The organism is Amycolatopsis acididurans (genome assembly GCF_012328925.1).
In the GTDB taxonomy this organism is placed as follows: domain Bacteria; phylum Actinomycetota; class Actinomycetes; order Mycobacteriales; family Pseudonocardiaceae; genus Amycolatopsis_E; species Amycolatopsis_E acididurans.
In genome coordinates this window covers 51,133-66,569 of sequence record NZ_JAAXLS010000013.1, presented here as the reverse complement: position 1 = coordinate 66,569, position 15,437 = coordinate 51,133, and the positions used below count along the sequence as shown (strand labels likewise).

General features: G+C 69.3%; 12 protein-coding genes. 3 read left to right on the top strand and 9 right to left on the bottom strand.

The features are described from left to right. Positions 1-40 precede the first annotated feature (40 nt). Genes HFP15_RS19975 through HFP15_RS19960 form a run of 4 tightly spaced genes read right to left on the bottom strand, consistent with a single transcriptional unit; the run spans position 41 to position 4,748 of the window. Positions 41-649, bottom strand: coding sequence for a GTP-binding protein (locus tag HFP15_RS19975; protein ID WP_168517826.1), 609 nt, complete (start codon positions 647-649; stop codon positions 41-43). Continuing rightward, positions 630-1,349, bottom strand: coding sequence for a DUF742 domain-containing protein (locus tag HFP15_RS19970; RefSeq protein ID WP_246271871.1), 720 nt, complete (start codon positions 1,347-1,349; stop codon positions 630-632). The genes HFP15_RS19975 and HFP15_RS19970 overlap by 20 nt, the downstream gene beginning before the upstream one ends. Before the next feature lie 54 nt (positions 1,350-1,403). Further along, entirely contained in the window at positions 1,404-1,856 is a 453-nt protein-coding gene (locus HFP15_RS19965) for a roadblock/LC7 domain-containing protein (protein WP_168517824.1), read from the bottom strand. Between the two features lie 3 nt (positions 1,857-1,859). Continuing rightward, a complete protein-coding gene (locus tag HFP15_RS19960; protein ID WP_168517822.1) occupies positions 1,860-4,748 on the bottom strand; it encodes a sensor histidine kinase in 2,889 nt (962 codons plus the stop codon). A 273-nt stretch (positions 4,749-5,021) separates the two neighbouring features. Here HFP15_RS19960 and HFP15_RS19955 point away from each other — a divergent pair, with 273 nt between their 5' ends. Both HFP15_RS19955 and mdlC read left to right on the top strand, forming a co-directional pair. Beyond that, entirely contained in the window at positions 5,022-5,864 is an 843-nt protein-coding gene (locus tag HFP15_RS19955) for an ABC transporter ATP-binding protein (protein ID WP_168517820.1), read from the top strand. Next, positions 5,861-7,429 (top strand): benzoylformate decarboxylase, encoded by a 1,569-nt coding sequence (mdlC, locus tag HFP15_RS19950; RefSeq protein WP_168517818.1) that lies wholly within the window; start codon positions 5,861-5,863, stop codon positions 7,427-7,429. Before HFP15_RS19955 ends, mdlC begins: the two co-directional genes overlap by 4 nt. A gap of 38 nt (positions 7,430-7,467) precedes the next feature. Here mdlC and HFP15_RS19945 read toward each other — a convergent pair whose 3' ends face one another. The 5 genes from HFP15_RS19945 to HFP15_RS19925 form a co-directional block, all read right to left on the bottom strand. After that, a complete protein-coding gene (locus HFP15_RS19945; RefSeq protein WP_312871657.1) occupies positions 7,468-8,271 on the bottom strand; it encodes an ABC transporter permease in 804 nt (267 codons plus the stop codon). After that, positions 8,268-9,032 carry an ABC transporter permease gene (locus HFP15_RS19940; RefSeq protein ID WP_210717577.1) on the bottom strand — a complete coding sequence of 255 codons (765 nt, stop codon included), beginning with the start codon at positions 9,030-9,032 and terminating at the stop codon, positions 8,268-8,270. The genes HFP15_RS19945 and HFP15_RS19940 overlap by 4 nt, the downstream gene beginning before the upstream one ends. Before the next feature lie 4 nt (positions 9,033-9,036). Continuing rightward, positions 9,037-10,056: an ABC transporter substrate-binding protein gene (locus tag HFP15_RS19935; RefSeq protein ID WP_168517814.1), complete on the bottom strand. Its 1,020-nt coding sequence runs from the start codon at positions 10,054-10,056 to the stop codon at positions 9,037-9,039. Between the two features lie 165 nt (positions 10,057-10,221). Continuing rightward, positions 10,222-11,190: an esterase/lipase family protein gene (locus HFP15_RS19930; protein WP_168517813.1), complete on the bottom strand. Its 969-nt coding sequence runs from the start codon at positions 11,188-11,190 to the stop codon at positions 10,222-10,224. A 181-nt stretch (positions 11,191-11,371) separates the two neighbouring features. Next, a complete protein-coding gene (locus HFP15_RS19925; RefSeq protein ID WP_168517812.1) occupies positions 11,372-14,266 on the bottom strand; it encodes a sensor histidine kinase in 2,895 nt (964 codons plus the stop codon). 197 nt (positions 14,267-14,463) lie between these two features. On the opposite strand from HFP15_RS19925, the gene HFP15_RS19920 reads away from it, so the two are divergent. Next, positions 14,464-15,426, top strand: a complete 963-nt coding sequence (locus HFP15_RS19920; protein ID WP_168517811.1) for an ABC transporter substrate-binding protein — start codon at positions 14,464-14,466, stop codon at positions 15,424-15,426. The last annotated feature ends 11 nt before the right edge of the window (positions 15,427-15,437 follow it).

Below are 15,437 nucleotides of genomic sequence, written 5' to 3'. Positions count from 1 at the left end.
CACCCCAACGGCCGTACCCCGAAGGTGAGCGTGCCGTCACTCAGCCGACCTGAAGCGCGGTGTCCCGCGAGATCGCGTGCTCCACGACCGAGATCAGCACCTGTTTCGCCGACTCACGTTCCCGTGCGTCGCAAGCGATGATGGGCACATGGGCGCCGATCGTCAATGCGTGCCGGACATCCTCGATCTGATGGTGCAGCAATCGGTCAAAGCAGTTGATCGCCACGATGTAGGGCAACTTGCGGTTCTCGAAGAAGTCGATCGAGGGGAACGCGTCCGCGAGCCGGCGCGTGTCCACGAGCACGACCGCGCCGATCGCACCCAGCGCGAGGTCGTCCCACATGAACCAGAACCGGTGCTGGCCCGGCGTGCCGAACACGTACAGCACGAGGTCGGAGTCCAGCGAGAGGCGGCCGAAGTCCATGGCCACCGTCGTGGTGGTCTTGTTCGGCGTCGCGGTCACGTCGTCGACCGTCACGCTCGCCTCGGTCATCTGCGCTTCCGTGGTCAGCGGGTCGATCTCCGACACCGCGCCGACGAGCGTGGTCTTGCCCGCGCCGAAACCACCCGCGACAACGATCTTGGCCGACTGCGTCGGGCCGTGCGCCGCCGAGACGTTCGCGTCGGAGTCAAATTCTCCGAAGGCCACTGAGCACCCTCTCCATGAATTCGATACTGGGGCGGTCGCCGACCGCGACGGTCGCGGTGTGCACCAGAACCAGGCCCAGCCCGGCGACGTCACCGATGAGCACCCGCACCACGCCCAGCGGCAGGCGCAGGTACGCGGCGACCTCGGCCACCGAACGGGTGTCCAGGCACAGACCGCAGATGGAGCGGTGCTCGGGCACCTTCACGCGGTCGAGCACGCGGCCACGTTCGCTGGTGGACACCAGCGCCTCGATCGCGAGGTCGTACGTCGGTCTGGTCCGGCCACCGGTGCGGAAGTAGGGCCGGACCAGGCCGGAGGTCTCGGCCGGGGTGGCCTCGGGCGGGGCGGGCACCGGCGGGATGCCCGGCAGGCTCGGATGGTTCGGGTGACTCACCGGACCGGGTCCCGGTCCCGGCGCCATGCCCGAGAACGCGGCGAACTCGCCGCTGGGCGGGCCCTGGTCGGGGCCCCGGCCGAACAGTTCCGAACCGGGCCCGGACAGCAGCCGGTCGTTGAAGTCGGGCATCCGGTACTCACCTGTGTGCCAGCCCGCCGAGGGTTCCGGTTCGACGTCCCCGGGACTCGCGCCCCGGCGCTGCCGCCGGTCGCGGTCGACGCGCGCCCGGAACTGCCGCCAGTCCTCACCTGTGTTCGATCCCCGTGGGTCATCGGGATCCGACCCGGAAATCGTGGAGCTCATCCCCATCACAGCCCCGTCCAAGTCCGCATCCACTGTCCGTCCCCTGGCACGTCGTCAGCCGCGCGCCGCGCCCTGCAACTGCGCCCGCAGCTCAGGCGTGAGTTGCTGGCCGACCCGGTCGACCAGAAGGGTCATCTCGTAGACCACCAGACCGATGTCGCTGTCCGGGGAGCCGAGCACGGCAAGACACGAACCGTCGGAGACCGACATCAGGAACAGGAAGCCGTTGGCCATCTCGACCACGGTCTGGGCGACCGGCCCGCCTTCGAAGACCTTCGCCGCGCCGCGCGCGAGGCTGGTGAGCCCGGACGCGACGGCGGCCAACTGATCGGCCCTGTCCTTGGGCAGGCCTCGCGAGGAAGCCAGCATCAGTCCGTCGGCGGAAACCACCACCGCATGCGCCGCGCCTGGGACACGGTGCACGAAGTCGGTGATGAGCCAGGCGAACCCGTTAGGTCCGCTCGGCGACTTCGAGCCACCCGGCTGCAGGGAACCCGCCCGCGTCACTCGTCACTCCTCACTGCCGTAATCGGATGAGGAAAACTCCCCACCCCGCACCGAAACACTTTCCTCGGCACCGGGATTGTCCCGCAACGCGTGCCGGCCGGACTTGTACCCTTGCTGGAAGCTCGCCATCCGCTCGCGCGCGGCGGTGGCCGATCTGGCGATCGCGCTGTGACTCGGCTTCCCGGAAGTGGTGTCGGTGAAGGCACCGGACTCCCCCGAGGTCACCGAGCCCGGCACGAGGTAGGCGTTGGGCACCCGCTTGGGCAGGCCGGCGGTGGTCATCTCCTCACCCTTGGGCTCCAGCAGTGCCTCCGCCGCCTGCCAGCCCTCGTCCGCGGCGCTGTGCCAGAGCTCGTCCAGCATCGGCGTCGACTCCTCGGGCTCCGGCTGCGGAACGTAGGGTTCCTCGAGATCCCCCGTCATCGAGCGCTCGATTTCCTCTTCCGGGTTGTCCTGCTTGGGCGCTTCGTCTTCCTCGCTGAACCACCGCGACACGACCGACTGGTAGATCGGCAGCCGCTTCGTCGGCGCGTCGTCCTCGAGCGCTCCGTTCTCGCTCGCCTGCGGTTCCTCCCGCGGCGGCTCCGGCGCGACCGGCACGTACTTCGGTTCGCGTTTGGGCAGTTGCAGCGGTGCGATCCGGCCGGTCAGCTCCGCGGAGGAGCCGTTGCCGTTGCCCGAGCCGGAACCGCGGCTGAGGTAGGCCGCCTTGGACGAGCCTGCGACGAGGTCATCGAGGCTGATCGGCTGGTCGAGCGGTTTGAGCCCGCCGGGACCGGACGCCGGGCCGTCCGGCTGTGGCGGCGTGGTCGTGGTCTGCTCCGCCGCCACCGACGCGGGCCTCGGCCGCTGCACGGGCACGTGCGGGATCTGCGGCATCGAGGTCTCGGCCAGGGTGGGCGGCGGCACGGGCGCGGGCACCGGGCCGAGCAGTTCGGCGGGGACGACGACGCGGGCGATCACGCCACCTTCGATGTCCTCGTTCTCGCGCACGCGGACCTCGATGCCGTGTCGCTTGGCCAGCCGGGCGACCACGTAGAGGCCCATCCGCCGGGTCACCGACACGTCCAGGTCGGGCGGATCGGCGAGCCGCTTGTTCGCCTCGGCGATCTGCTCCTCGGACATGCCCACACCGCGGTCGGTGATCTGGATGGCCAGCGATTTGCGGCGGGTGACGACCGCGCGCACGCTCACCTTCGTCTCCGGTTCGGAGAAGTAGGTCGCGTTGTCCAGCAGTTCGGCGAGCAGGTGCACGAGGTCGTGCACGGTCAGCCCGCGCACCGCGACGTCGGGGATGACGCCGACCTCGACGCGCGCGTACTGCTCGATCTCCGACACGGCGGCGCCGATGACGTCCGCGGCCGGGACGGGCTTGGGTACGGACTTGGCCAGACCGGCGCCCGAGAGCACCAGCAGGCTTTCGCCGTTGCGCCGCAACCTCGTCGCGAGGTGGTCCAGTTCGAACAGGCTCGCGAGGTGGTCGGGATCCTGTTCGTCGGCCTCCAGCCGGTCGATCACGCCGAGCTGGCGTTCCACCAGCCGCTGCGAACGCCGGGAGAGGTTGACGAAGATGCCGTTGACGTTCTCGCGCAGCAACGCCTGCTCCGCCGCCATCTTGACGGCCTGTTCGTGCACCGCGTCGAACGAGCGGGCGAGTTCGCCGACCTCTTCCTTGGTGTGGATCGGCACCGGCGCGACGGCCTTGCTCGACGCCGCCACGGGATCCGGGTCGTCGAGGATCCTGGTGACCGTCTCGGGCAGCCGGGTGTAGGCGATGTCCAGCGCGTTGGTCCGCAGCACGCGCAGCGGCCGCAGCATGATCCGCGCGACCAGCAGGGTCAGCAGCAGCGCGGCGACCAGGGCGGCGAGCACGATGCCGACGTCCCGCCACGCGGCGGTCTTCGCGCTGCTCGCCAGGCTGTTCGCCTGTGCGCGCAACTGGGCGAGCAGATCACTCTGCACCGTGCGCATCTTGTTCAGGTTCGACGTGCTGTTCGTGGCCAGCGCGTTGCGGTTGATGTCCAGCGAGCTGGAGTTGACCCGCGCGAACGCGTTGGCCGCGATCTGCTCGCGGCCGTCGACGTCGGGACCGGCGACCGTGTCCGAGTACAGCTGCGTCTGTTCCGGTGTCGCGTTGGCGCGGAACACGTCGAGCGCCGCGGAGTTGCTGAACTGCGCGGCGCGGGCCTCGTCCAGCAGGAAGTCGGAGAAACCGTTGCGCAGGGCCGCGATTTCCAGCGCCGCGTCAAGGCGCGCGGCGAACTCCTTGGCCTCGCTGACCGCCTGCACGATCGTGCCCTGGCGCAGCAGTTCGCGGTCGGAGACCGAAGAGGTCACCTCGCGACCGAGCTGGACCAGTGAGTCGAGCACCGAAGAATAGGTGGTGAACGCGGCCTGCTCGGAGTACGGCGGGGTGTTCACCGACGCCCGCAGTGGCCGCAATGCGTCCAAACGCGACAGACCACGCTGGTAGGCCACCTGGCTGGCCGGGTCGTCGACGTTCAGTTCGGCGGCGGCGTTGCGCAGATCCGCGACAGCGGCGTCGACCTGGATGATCTGACCGTTGAGCGCGGTCTGCAGATCGACGTCCCCGGGCACGGTGATCTTGGCCACCGCGAGCATCCGCTCGCCCTGCAGGCGGTGCACGACCTCGGCGACCTTGCCGGCGAAGTCGACCTGTGCCGTGGTCTGGTCCAATTGCGCGGCCTGGCGTAACTCGTCGACCACGCGAAGGCCGCCGAGCACGAGGGCTGTCACCGTCGGGATCGCGAGCACCAGCGCGAGCTTCGATCGCAACTTCCAGTTGCGTAAGCCCAGCCGGGAGCCGCCACGTCGTTCCGACGTCCGCTCCGCAGGAGCAGCCGTCACTCCTGGGGTGTCGTCTCTCGGCACCGCTGTACCACCGTCAATCCCGCCAGCGAATAATCCCAAAGCTGCTTTTGCAGGTGCAGAGGGTAGCGAAGAGTAGGTGAAGATGTAACCCTTCTTGGGCAACGTCCGGAAAGCCGATCTCTGTTGTCACGCTGTCATTACAGGAAACTGTCCTTCGTTGAACTCGGTCTAAGCACGCTGCGTAGTCACCCGTAGGCTTAATGAGCTAGATCGAGTGATTTAGATCACCGGCACTGGGGCCGGTCTGAGAATCGCAAGAATGAGGAGATGCGTGTGCCCACCATGCTCCAGGTGAGCGGGCTCAATCACCGCTACGGCGGTGGGGACGGTGCTCACGTCGCCGTCCGTGAGCTGTCGTTCACGGTCGAGGCCGGGCAACTGGCCTGCATCGTCGGCCCCTCGGGCTGCGGTAAATCCACGCTGCTGCGCTGCATCGGCGGCCTGATCAAGCCCACCGGCGGAACCGTGCGACTGCACGGCGACCTCGTCGACGGAGTGCCGGACGACCTCGCCGTCGTGTTCCAGGACTACAGCCGCTCCTTGTTTCCCTGGCTGACCGTCCTCGGCAATGTCGAATTTCCCCTGCGGTCGTTGAAGATGAGCCGCGACGAACGTCGCGCGCGGGCACGTGAGGCGCTGGCCTGGGTCGGTCTCGCCGATGCGGATCGCAAATACCCGTCGCAACTTTCCGGTGGCATGCAACAACGAGTGTCGATCGCGCGGGCATTGGCGAGCAGGCCGGCATTGCTGCTCATGGACGAGCCGTTTGCGTCGGTTGACGCACAAACGCGATTCGAATTGGAAGATCTGCTGCGCCGGGTGCAGCGCGAGCGGAACAGCACGGTCCTGCTCGTCACGCACGACATCGACGAAAGCGTCTACCTGGGTGACCGCGTGCTCGTACTGTCGTCCTCGCCCGCCACGATCGTCGCGGACCTTCCGGTGGGCCTTCCCGCCGAGCGCGACCAGATCACCACGAGGGAGTCGGCGGAGTTCGTGACGCTGCGCGCCGAGGTCGCCAGGCTGCTGCGCGACCGGAACGCGGCGGCCGAGCAGGCACTCGCGGAGCAGGTGGCCACAACCGAACAGGTGAGCACAGGAAGGGCGAACCGATGAAGACGGTCCGGGATGTCGTGCGCGACCTCATGCGCGACTGGAAGCTCACCACGATCTTCGGCAATCCGGGCAGCACCGAGCTGACCTTCCTCGCCGACTTCCCCGACGACTTCCGCTACGTGCTGGGGCTGCAGGAGTCCAGTGTGGTCGCGATGGCCGACGCCTTCGCCCAGCAGTCCGGTAACGCGGCGATCGTCAACCTGCATTCCGCAGGCGGGCTCGGACACGGGCTGGGCAGCCTCGTCACCGCCTTCCACAACCGTGCGCCGCTGATCGTGCTCGCCGGACAGCAGTCCCGCTCGCTGCTGCCTGGCGATCCCTATCTCGGCGCGATCGAACCGGCCGAGTTCCCCAAGCCCTACGTGAAGTGGAGCTACCAGCCCGCCCGCGCTCAGGACGTGCCCGCCGCGTTCGCCCAGGCGTACCGGCTGGCCACGCAGGCGCCGATGGGACCGGTCTATCTGTCGGTGCCCTTCGACGACTGGAACGAGCCCGCCGAACCGGTGGCCGCACTGCCCCGGATCGCGAGCTTCGCCCCGGACGCCGACGCGCTCGCCACGGTCGCCGCCGCGCTGGACGCCAGCGAGCGCCCCGCACTCGTCGTCGGCGCCGCGGTGGACGCGGACGGCGCCGTGCCCGAGGCCGTCGCGCTGGCGGAGAAGACGCGGGCCGCGGTGTGGGCGGCGCCGTTCTCGGCGCGCTGCTCCTTCCCCGAGGACCACCCGCAGTTCGCCGGTTTTCTCCCGCCGGCCAGGGCGGGCGTGGCGGGCCTGCTCGAGCCCTACGACTGTGTCGTCGTGCTCGGGGCGCCGGTGTTCACCTACCACGTGGTCGCCGGAGGCGGACCCGAGCTGCCGCCGCTGTACGTGCTCAGCGACGATTCGCAGCTGCTGGCCCGCGCCAGGGCCACCGGCGTGCTCACCACGCAGCGCCTGGGCATCGGCGGCCTCACCGAGCTGGTGTCCGGCACGGAACGGCCCGCTCCGGCGCCGCGGCAGCTTCCGCCGCGGCTGGCCGACCCGGCAGCGGGTGAGCAGCTGTCGGGCGCTTTCGTGTACCAGACGATCTCGGACCTGCTGCCCGAAGGCGCGCTCGTGGTCGAAGAGGCCCCGACGAACCGGCCGGACATCCAGGAACGCCTGCCCATCACCGCGCCGGGCGGCTTCCTCACCATGGCCAGCGGCGTGCTCGGCTACGGACTGCCGGCCGCCGTGGGTGCCGCGCTGGCCGAACCGGCGCGGCCCGTCATCGCGGTGCTCGGGGACGGCGGCAGCATGTACGGCATCCAGGCGCTGTGGACCGCCGCACGCGAACAGACGGCCGTCACGTTCGTCATCCTCGACAACGGCGAGTACGGCGCGGTCCGCAAGCACGCGCGGCGCAACAACTCCGGCAAGGTGCCGGGATACGAACTGGGCGGCCTCGATTTCTGTTCACTGGCAACGGGAATGGGCTGCGACGCGCACCGCGTCGAAACCGCGGACGAACTGCGCACGGCACTGCGGTCCGCGCTGGCGGCCACCGTGCCCACGCTGCTGCACGTGACGATCAGCCCGGCGGCCTAGGTGCGGAGGGGCTTCCCGCGCGGGGAAGCCCCTCCGCGTCAGTCCAGCCGCTCCGCGTGGAAGCCGGGATGCCAGGCCAGCATCCGGCGTTCCACGACCGTGAGCAGGAAGTTGGCCAGGTAGCCGAGCACGCTCACCAGCACGATCCACGCCCACATCTCGGCCAGCTGGAAGCCGCCCTGGGCGTTGATGAGCCGGAAGCCGATGCCGCTGTCCGCGCCGCCGGTCAGCTCCGAGACCACCATCAGGATGATCGCGATCGACAGGGCGAGGCGCAGGCCCGCGAACACCTTCGGCAGGGCGGTCGGCAACACCACACCGAAAACCCAGTCCCGCCGGGAGATGTGGAACGCGCGGGCGGTTTCGGTCTTCACGGCGTCCACCCCGCGCGCGCCGTCGATCGTGTTCAGCAGGATCGGCCAGATGGTGCCCCACAGGATCGTGACGATCTCCATCCTCGGCCCGATCCCGAACGCCACGAGGAACACCGGCACCAGCAACACCGCCGGCACCGACCTCGCGAAGAAGAGCATGGTCGACACGTAGTCGGTGAGCTTGGGCAGCCGGCCGAGCGCGAGTCCACATGAGACACCCACGACGACGGCGATGAACCAGCCGAGCAGCAGCCTGCCGAGGCTGGGCAGCATGTCGCCGGTCACCGCGTCGGTGACGAAAAGATGGCTGCCGGGCCCGGACAGCCACGCTTCCCGTGCGGCGTCGAGGATCTGGGTCGGTGGCGGGAAGTACGGGTTCGCCACGCTGACCGTGATCCACTGCCACAGCAACAGGAACACGATGAACACCAGCCAGCGCCGGCCGAAGGCGCGCCACCGCCCGCTCACACCGCACCCCCCGCCGCCGACCAGCCCAGCCATCGCCGTTGCGCGCCAAGCAAGGCGATGTTGACCAGATAGCCGACCAGACCGGTGAAGACGGTTCCCGCCAGCACGATGTCCATGCGCAGTGAAGAACTACCCCAGTGGAAGACGAACTGCCCGACGCCGACGCTGGTGCCGGTCAGGAACTCCGTGCTCACGAGCACGATCAGGCCCACCGCCGCGGACAGCCGGATCCCGGTCAGCACGAACGGCGCGATGCTCGGCAGGATCACCCCGTAGACCAGCCTCGGCAGCGGCGTCCGGAACGACCGCGCCGTGTCGAGCAACTGCCGGTCGATCTCGCCGAGCGCGTACATCGTGTTGAACAGGATCGGCCAGGACGCGGCGAACGTGGCCAGCGCGATCTTGGTCTGCGCCCCGCTGCCCAGCACGAGCGTGGCGAGCGGGATCAGGGCCACCGTGGGCAGCGGCCGGAGGAACTCGATCAGCGGCCCGGTCGCCAGCCGGAGCGGCCGGATGCTGCCGAGCAGGATGCCGAGCGGGATCGCGATCACGGTCGCGAACAGGATCGTGAGCACCCAGGACAGCAGCGTCGAGGCGGCGCCGGCGAGGAAATCGGGGTTGCCGAGCAGCAGGAAGAACTGGCCGAGCACTTCCGAGACCGGCGGCAGTACGCCCGCCTTGAGCAGACCGGACCGGGCGAGGACCTCCCAGAGCGCGAGGAAGACGGCCAGGCCGGTCAATCTACGCAGGACAGTTCGCATCAGGTCACATCTGGGGAGTGGGCACCAGGTAGTCGGCGGCGTTGAGCTGCGCCGTCATGCCACCGTAGGCCTGCAGCAGGGTGATCACGCGCTGCAGCTGGGCCGGGTTGTTGGCGGTCGGGAAGGTGTCGAGGTTGAGCAGCGCTGCGGTCGCCTGGTCCACGCCCGAGAGCTCGGGCAGCACCTCGGCGACCTTCGCGCGGTCGGTGGCGTCACGCTGGGCGGTGAACAGCGCCCGCTGGAACGCCGCGACCGTCTTCGGGTTGGCGTCGATGAACTTCGACGTCGCGATGTAGCCGGTGACCGGCATGTTCGCGGTCGACCCGCTGATGATCTTGATGACGGGCTGCAGGCCGTCCTTCTGCTCGGACGTCGTCAGGTACGGCTCGACCTCGACACCGGCGTCGAGCTGCCCGCTCTTGATCGCGGCCGGGATGTTCGGGAACGTGATCGGCAGGTAGGTCACCGAGTTCGGGTCGACGTCGTTGTCCTTCAGCGTCGCGCGCACCAGCAGTTCGGCCAGCGACTTCGAGGCCTGGATGCCGACCTTCTTGCCGACCAGGTCCTTCGCGGTCCTGATGCCCGAGTCGGGCTTGGCCATGATCGCCTGCGAGGTCTCGGTGGCGACGTCGCCGTCCACCACGACCTTCGCGTCCAGCGTCTTGGCCGCGATCGCCTGGTAGTAGCTGACGTAGTTGATCACGGCGAAGTCCAGCTCGCCGTTGATCAGCGCGGGCACGGCCTGCGGGCCCTGCGCGTAGGGCTTGATCGTGACGTTCAGGCCCTGCTGCTTGAAGTAGCCGTACTTCTCGGCGAGCTTGGCGCCGACGCTTCCCTGGGTACCGAGGATGCCGAGGGTGATGTTGCTCTTCTCGACCGGGCCACCGGAGTTGCCGCCCGACGAGCCGCTGGAGCCCGAGCCCCCGTTCAGCACGCTGCAGCCGGCCAGCGGCGCGGCCACGGTCGCACCGAGCGCCCACTGAACGAATCTGCGACGACTGGTCGCGGAACTGAAGTTAGACATCAATGACCCTCCTGACAGGGCACAAAAAGTGACAGCGGGCGTAGTTTGATTACCCCGGAGTAATCGAGCGCGGCCATCCCAGACACGAATGGGCGATTACCCCACGGAGATCAAACCCGGGCGCAACCTATCGCAACATCCGGTTCGCGCAACACCCACTCTTGATCATGATTCGGTATACCTCCGTAAAGGCGGCTCCGCGGCCGCGTGCGGATAAAGTGCGACCTGAGTTGCCACCGTCGTGGCCAAATTCGCCTCGTCCTGCGCGACGGTCGCCGGATCGACATAGGGCATCAGCAATTGGCCGCACGCCGACAACGGAATTCGCGCTGGATCAGCAGGTCCGTCGTGGGTCAGCGCATCGACGACGAGTGCGTAGGCGACGGCGTCGGTGGTGCCGGTGCTGAGGTGGTCGGCCACCCGCGCCGGGCAGACCTCCTGCAGTCCGACGTTGCTGATCCGGCCCGCGCCGGTGTGCAGCGACGAGCTGCCGTTGTGGTCCAGGTTCGGCGTCACGACCTCGTCCGTCGCGGTGTAGACGTTGGTGTAGTCGATCCCCGCCCAGGTCTCCGGGCCGCTGTTCAGGGCGGTCAGGAAGGCCGAACCCGCGCGCTGCTGCCAGAACGCGGGCGCGCAGCCGGGCACACAGACGGCGTTCGCGAGCAGCGTGCCGTGGTTCGACGGGGCGAGTCCGACCAGGTCACCGACGTCTACACGGGTGTCCGGCCAGTACTTCAGCGCCCAGCGGCCGATCATCCCGCCCTGGCTGTGCCCGACCACGTCGACCTTGCGCCCGGCAGCCCCGGAGACCTGACGAATGGCATAGACCACATACTCGGCGGCGGTCTGGATGTCGTCCATTCCGTTGTGCGGCAAGGCAACCGTGCAGTACGGCCAGCCCTTCGCCCGGAACGCGCGCACGTAGTTCCAGCGGAACTCCTCCGGCGTGAGCGTGGTGCCCGGGATCAGCAGGACCGGGTCCCGATCGGCGCCCCGCACGTCGGCGGAACAGTGCACCGCCGCTCTGAGCCGGGAGGCGGGCACCGTCAGCGGCGGTGTCTCGTCCGCACCGGCCGTGGTGGGCAACAACAACGAGCCCGCGAACACGGCGAGAACCAGCAGCGAACGGAACACGACACCTCCAGCGACACGACCCTGTGCGGCGGCGGAAGTCTCTCGTGCCCCGACGATCATGGCAAGCGCGAACCATTGAGGGACCCAAGAATTGGAAGGAAACTCGATTAACCCAGATGGGTGAAATTGCGATCTAATTCACAGCGGAATGCGGCAGACCAAAGGGAGTAATCGAGCTGGACTATTCGTCGCTGTCGCGATGAGAAACACGCGCTTGCCTGGCCCGCGCGAATCCGGTCTGCAAACGCGCCATACGACCGCGCACCGCGTCCGGATCGAGCCGCAGGGTCGGCGGATCGAGCTGTCCCCTCGGCGCCGGAGCCGGGTCGTGGGCTGCCTCGGTCTCATCGATGTCGGAACGGTCCTGCTCGGCGGGCTCGCCGGTGTGGCCGTTCGCGGCCGCCGGGACGCTCTGGTGCGGCGGCTGGGGACGCTCGTCCGCGGGCTGCGGCTGCGGAGCCTGCTCGTCCTGCTGGCGCGCCTCCCGGGGAGGCTCGTCCGCCTCGTACGCCTCCCAGGGTTCGGCGCCGCCTGTCCGGGCCCGCTCATCGCCCGGCGTCCTCGACGCCACCTGGCCACGCTCGTCCCGCCAGGCCTGCTCGTCCGCCCACTCCGCGGCGGCCCAGGCAGCCCCGCCCGCCACGGGCCACTCGTCACCCCACTCGCCGGCGGCCGGGCCGCCCTGGTCCGCCTCGGACCACTCTTCGCCGTGCGGAGTCTGCCCCGGCGGCGCCGCGTGGCCGTTCAGCGCGGCCAGTTCGAGATCGTCGGACTCGGGCCACACCGGCTCATCCACGCCCGCCCCCGGGCCGGGCCGGCCGGGCTCCGGCGCACGCACGGGCCGGTGTTCCCCGGTCCGGAACCACTGCGTCAGCACCGCCTGGTAAGCGGGCATCCGCTCGGTCGGCTCGTCGTCATCGAGGTAGTGCCGGTCGTCGTCGTCCTCCGACGGCCAGTCCGGCGCCTGCTCGCCCTCGACGGGCGCGCGCCGCGTCGCGTCCGGGATCGCCGGGAGCGCGAGCGTCACCTCACCCGCCTCCTCGGGCTGCGGCAGGATCTCCGGCGCGCTCATCATCGGCGCGGGCAGCGGCTCCGGCCGGACCGGCTCCACCACGAGCCGCGCAGGCACCACGACCGTCGCGACGAGCCCGCCGCCGTCGGCCGCGCGTAACCGCACGCGGATGGCGTGCCGCTTCGCCAGCGTCGCCACGACGAACAGGCCCATCCGCCGTGACACCTCGACGTCGACCTCGGGCGGGTTGGCCAGCCGCGCGTTGGCACGCTGGATCTCCGGCTCCGGCATCCCGGCGCCCTGGTCGGTGATGTGCACCTGCCACGCCCCGTCCTCGGCGATCGAGCTGACCACCGTGACCGTGGTCGACTCCGGCGAGTACAGGGTCGCGTTCTCCAGCAGCTCGGAGATCACGTGCACCAGGTCGCTGCAGGCCTCGCCGATGATCGACAGATCGGGCGTCGCGGTCAGCTCGATGCGCTGGTAATGCTCCACTTCGGACAGTGCAGCCCCGATGATCTCTTCGGCCGCGACGGGTTCCGGACGCTCGTCGCCGAGATCGTGTCCGGAAAGGACGAGCAGGTTCTCGCTGTTGCGGCGCATCCGGGTGGCGAGGTGGTCGAGTTCGAACAGCCCGCCCAGCGTCTCCGGATCCTGCTCGTCGGCCTCCATCCGGTCCAGCACCGCCAGCTGCCGCTCGACGAGATCCTGGCTGCGCTTGGACAGGTTGACGAACATGTTGTTGATGTTCTCCCGCAGCAGCGCCTGCTCACCGGCGAGCCGCACCGCCTGCCCGTGCACCGCGTCGAAGGCACGCGCCACCTGCCCCAGCTCCTCACGGCTGAACACCGGCACGGGTTCCACACCCCGTCGCCGGGCCGCGCTCTCCGGCTTCGGATCGGCGAGGATGTCCGCGACGGCGGCGGGCAGCCGGTGCTCGGCCACGTCGAGCGCGGTGTGCCGCAGGGCCCGCAGCGGCCGTAGCAGCGATCGCGCGATGATCACCGCGAGGATCACGCACAGCGCCAGCAGGCCGAGCACGATCCCGGCGTTGACGATCACCGAGCGGCGCGCGCCGGAGGCCAGCGAGTCGATCGAGCCTTGCGATTCGGACTGCAGCGCCTGCTGCACCTTGTAGGCGAGGTTGACGGTGTAGGTGGCCGAGGTCTCCCACTGCGCGGGATCGAGCCCGGCGAGGTTCTGCCCCATCTCGGCACGCGTGATGGCCGATTCGACCATGTTGTTGCCGGTGTCGACGATCAGGCCGATCACGGTGTCGTCGTACATCCGCTGTTCGGCCGGGGTGGCGAACTTGCGGAAGTCGCTGCGCGCGGCACTGAGCTCCGCGTCGGAGCCCAGCAGTGCGCGCAGCTCGTCGCTGGACAGCTTGCCTTCCTGCAGGGCCTCCGCCAGCAGCGCGCGCTTGACCGACATCTGGTCCTTCACGCGCGCGAGCGCGCTGCTGGCGAGCCGCTGGCGTGCCAGTGCGGGGTCGCTCACATCGGCGACGGTCTGGTCGGACAGGTCGAGCATGCCGGAGATCAGCTCGCTGTAGGAACGCAGTGTGGCGCCCGCCGGCAGGTTCGAGTTCTCCGTGGCGTAGCGGATGCCGGTCAGCACCCCCAGCCTGGCGAGGGTGGCCTCCAGCCCGGTCTGGCCGTTCGCGGACAGCTTCGGCCGTTCGACGTCGTACTCCTTGCTCGCGGCGCCGACCGCTGCGTCGACCTTGGTGCGCTGGTCCCGCAACTCGGTCACGTCCCCGGTGCGCCCGCCCGCGACGAACCGCACGCTCAGGTCGCGTTCGCGCTGGAGCTGGTGGACGACCTCGTTCACCGCCGCGTCGACCCGGCCGTGCGCGGACAGCTCGGCCAGCTCCTGAGCGTGGTCGAGGTCCTGCCATACCTGCAGGCCGGCGAGCGCGAGCACGCTCAGTGCCGGGATGAGCAGTACGGCGATCAGTTTCGTGCGCAGCCGCCAGTTGCGCAGCCGCCACCGCCCGCCGGCGGGAAGGTCCGACCGTCGCTCCACGGCGTCACCGGCGTCGGGACGCTTGCGACCGGCCATCGACTTCCTTTGCCTGCTACGCGAGTTGAACACGGAACGTCACCAACACGAGGGAGCTAACCTACAAGAGCGAGCCATGTTCGTGGCACCGGCCAGGTGCCGCTCTACTCTCGGTGCCGTCCGTCGGCGATGGTATTGGCCGGACATCCTAAGCTCCACCCACGTCCCGAAATTCTTTCGTTCGGCAGGGGGTCCGAATGCGGCGAGTAGCGATCATGCTGGTCGCGGCTCTCTCCGTGATCGGTGGCTGCAGCAGCGCTGGTGACTCCGGGCAATCGGCCGGCGACGGCAGCCTCGAACGGAGCACGCTGCGCGTGGGCGTCGGGAACCCCGTGGACACAGCGCCGTTACGCCTCGCGGTGGCTGACGGCTCGTTCACCCGTGCGGGTCTGGACGTCACGCTCGTGGAGGAGCCCACCGTGCAGGACGGGCTCGCCGGCCTGTCCAGCGGAAACCTCGATGTGGCGTTCGCCACTGACGTCGCCTTCCTCAACGCCGCGGCGGGCGGCACGGCGCTCGAGTTTCAAGGTGAGGCTTACACCTCGGCGCCCTACACCATGTCGCTCGTCACCCTCCCCGGCTCCGGCTACACCGACCTGGCGGCGAAGAAGACACCCAGGATCGCGGTCGACGACGGGAACGGACTCGGCAAGCTCGCCGTCGACTCGATGTTCACCACCGCGGGCGCCGACCCCGGCAAGATCAAGTTCATCACCCGGTCGTTCGACCGTATGGCGGACGCGCTGCGTGACGGGAGCGCGGACGCGGCGTTGCTGGTCGAGCCGTATCTGACCGTGGCACAGGAGAACCTCGGCGCGGAAATCCTCGCCGACTCCAGCCGGGGCGCCACCACCAACTTCCCGGTGTCGTCCTACGCGTCGAGCGGCATGTTCGCGCGGGCCAACCCGCGCACGCTCGCCACGTTCCGTAAGGTCCTGGCCGACGCACAGCAGCGTGCGGCGGCCGACCAGTCCGCGGTGCGGCAGGCGCTGCCGAAGTTCACCGGAATCGACGCGACGACCGCGGCGCTGGTGACGCTCGGCGAGTACCCGACCTCGCTCAACGGCGTCCGGCTGCAGCGGGTCGCGGACCTGATGCACAGCACCGGCATGCTCACCGACCGGCTCGACGTGCCGTCCTTGCTGCCGAAGACCTCCTAGCACCGGCGACG

Excerpts from the sequence above, each read along its gene's own strand:
- HFP15_RS19970 (WP_246271871.1), bottom strand. The coding sequence starts at position 1,349 with ATGAGCTCCACGATTTCCGGGTCGGATCCCGATGACCCACGGGGATCG.
- mdlC (WP_168517818.1), top strand. The coding sequence starts at position 5,861 with ATGAAGACGGTCCGGGATGTCGTGCGCGACCTCATGCGCGACTGGAAG.
- HFP15_RS19940 (WP_210717577.1), bottom strand. The coding sequence starts at position 9,032 with ATGCGAACTGTCCTGCGTAGATTGACCGGCCTGGCCGTCTTCCTCGCG.
- HFP15_RS19935 (WP_168517814.1), bottom strand. The coding sequence starts at position 10,056 with ATGTCTAACTTCAGTTCCGCGACCAGTCGTCGCAGATTCGTTCAGTGG.
- HFP15_RS19925 (WP_168517812.1), bottom strand. The coding sequence starts at position 14,266 with ATGGCCGGTCGCAAGCGTCCCGACGCCGGTGACGCCGTGGAGCGACGG.
- HFP15_RS19920 (WP_168517811.1), top strand. The coding sequence starts at position 14,464 with ATGCGGCGAGTAGCGATCATGCTGGTCGCGGCTCTCTCCGTGATCGGT.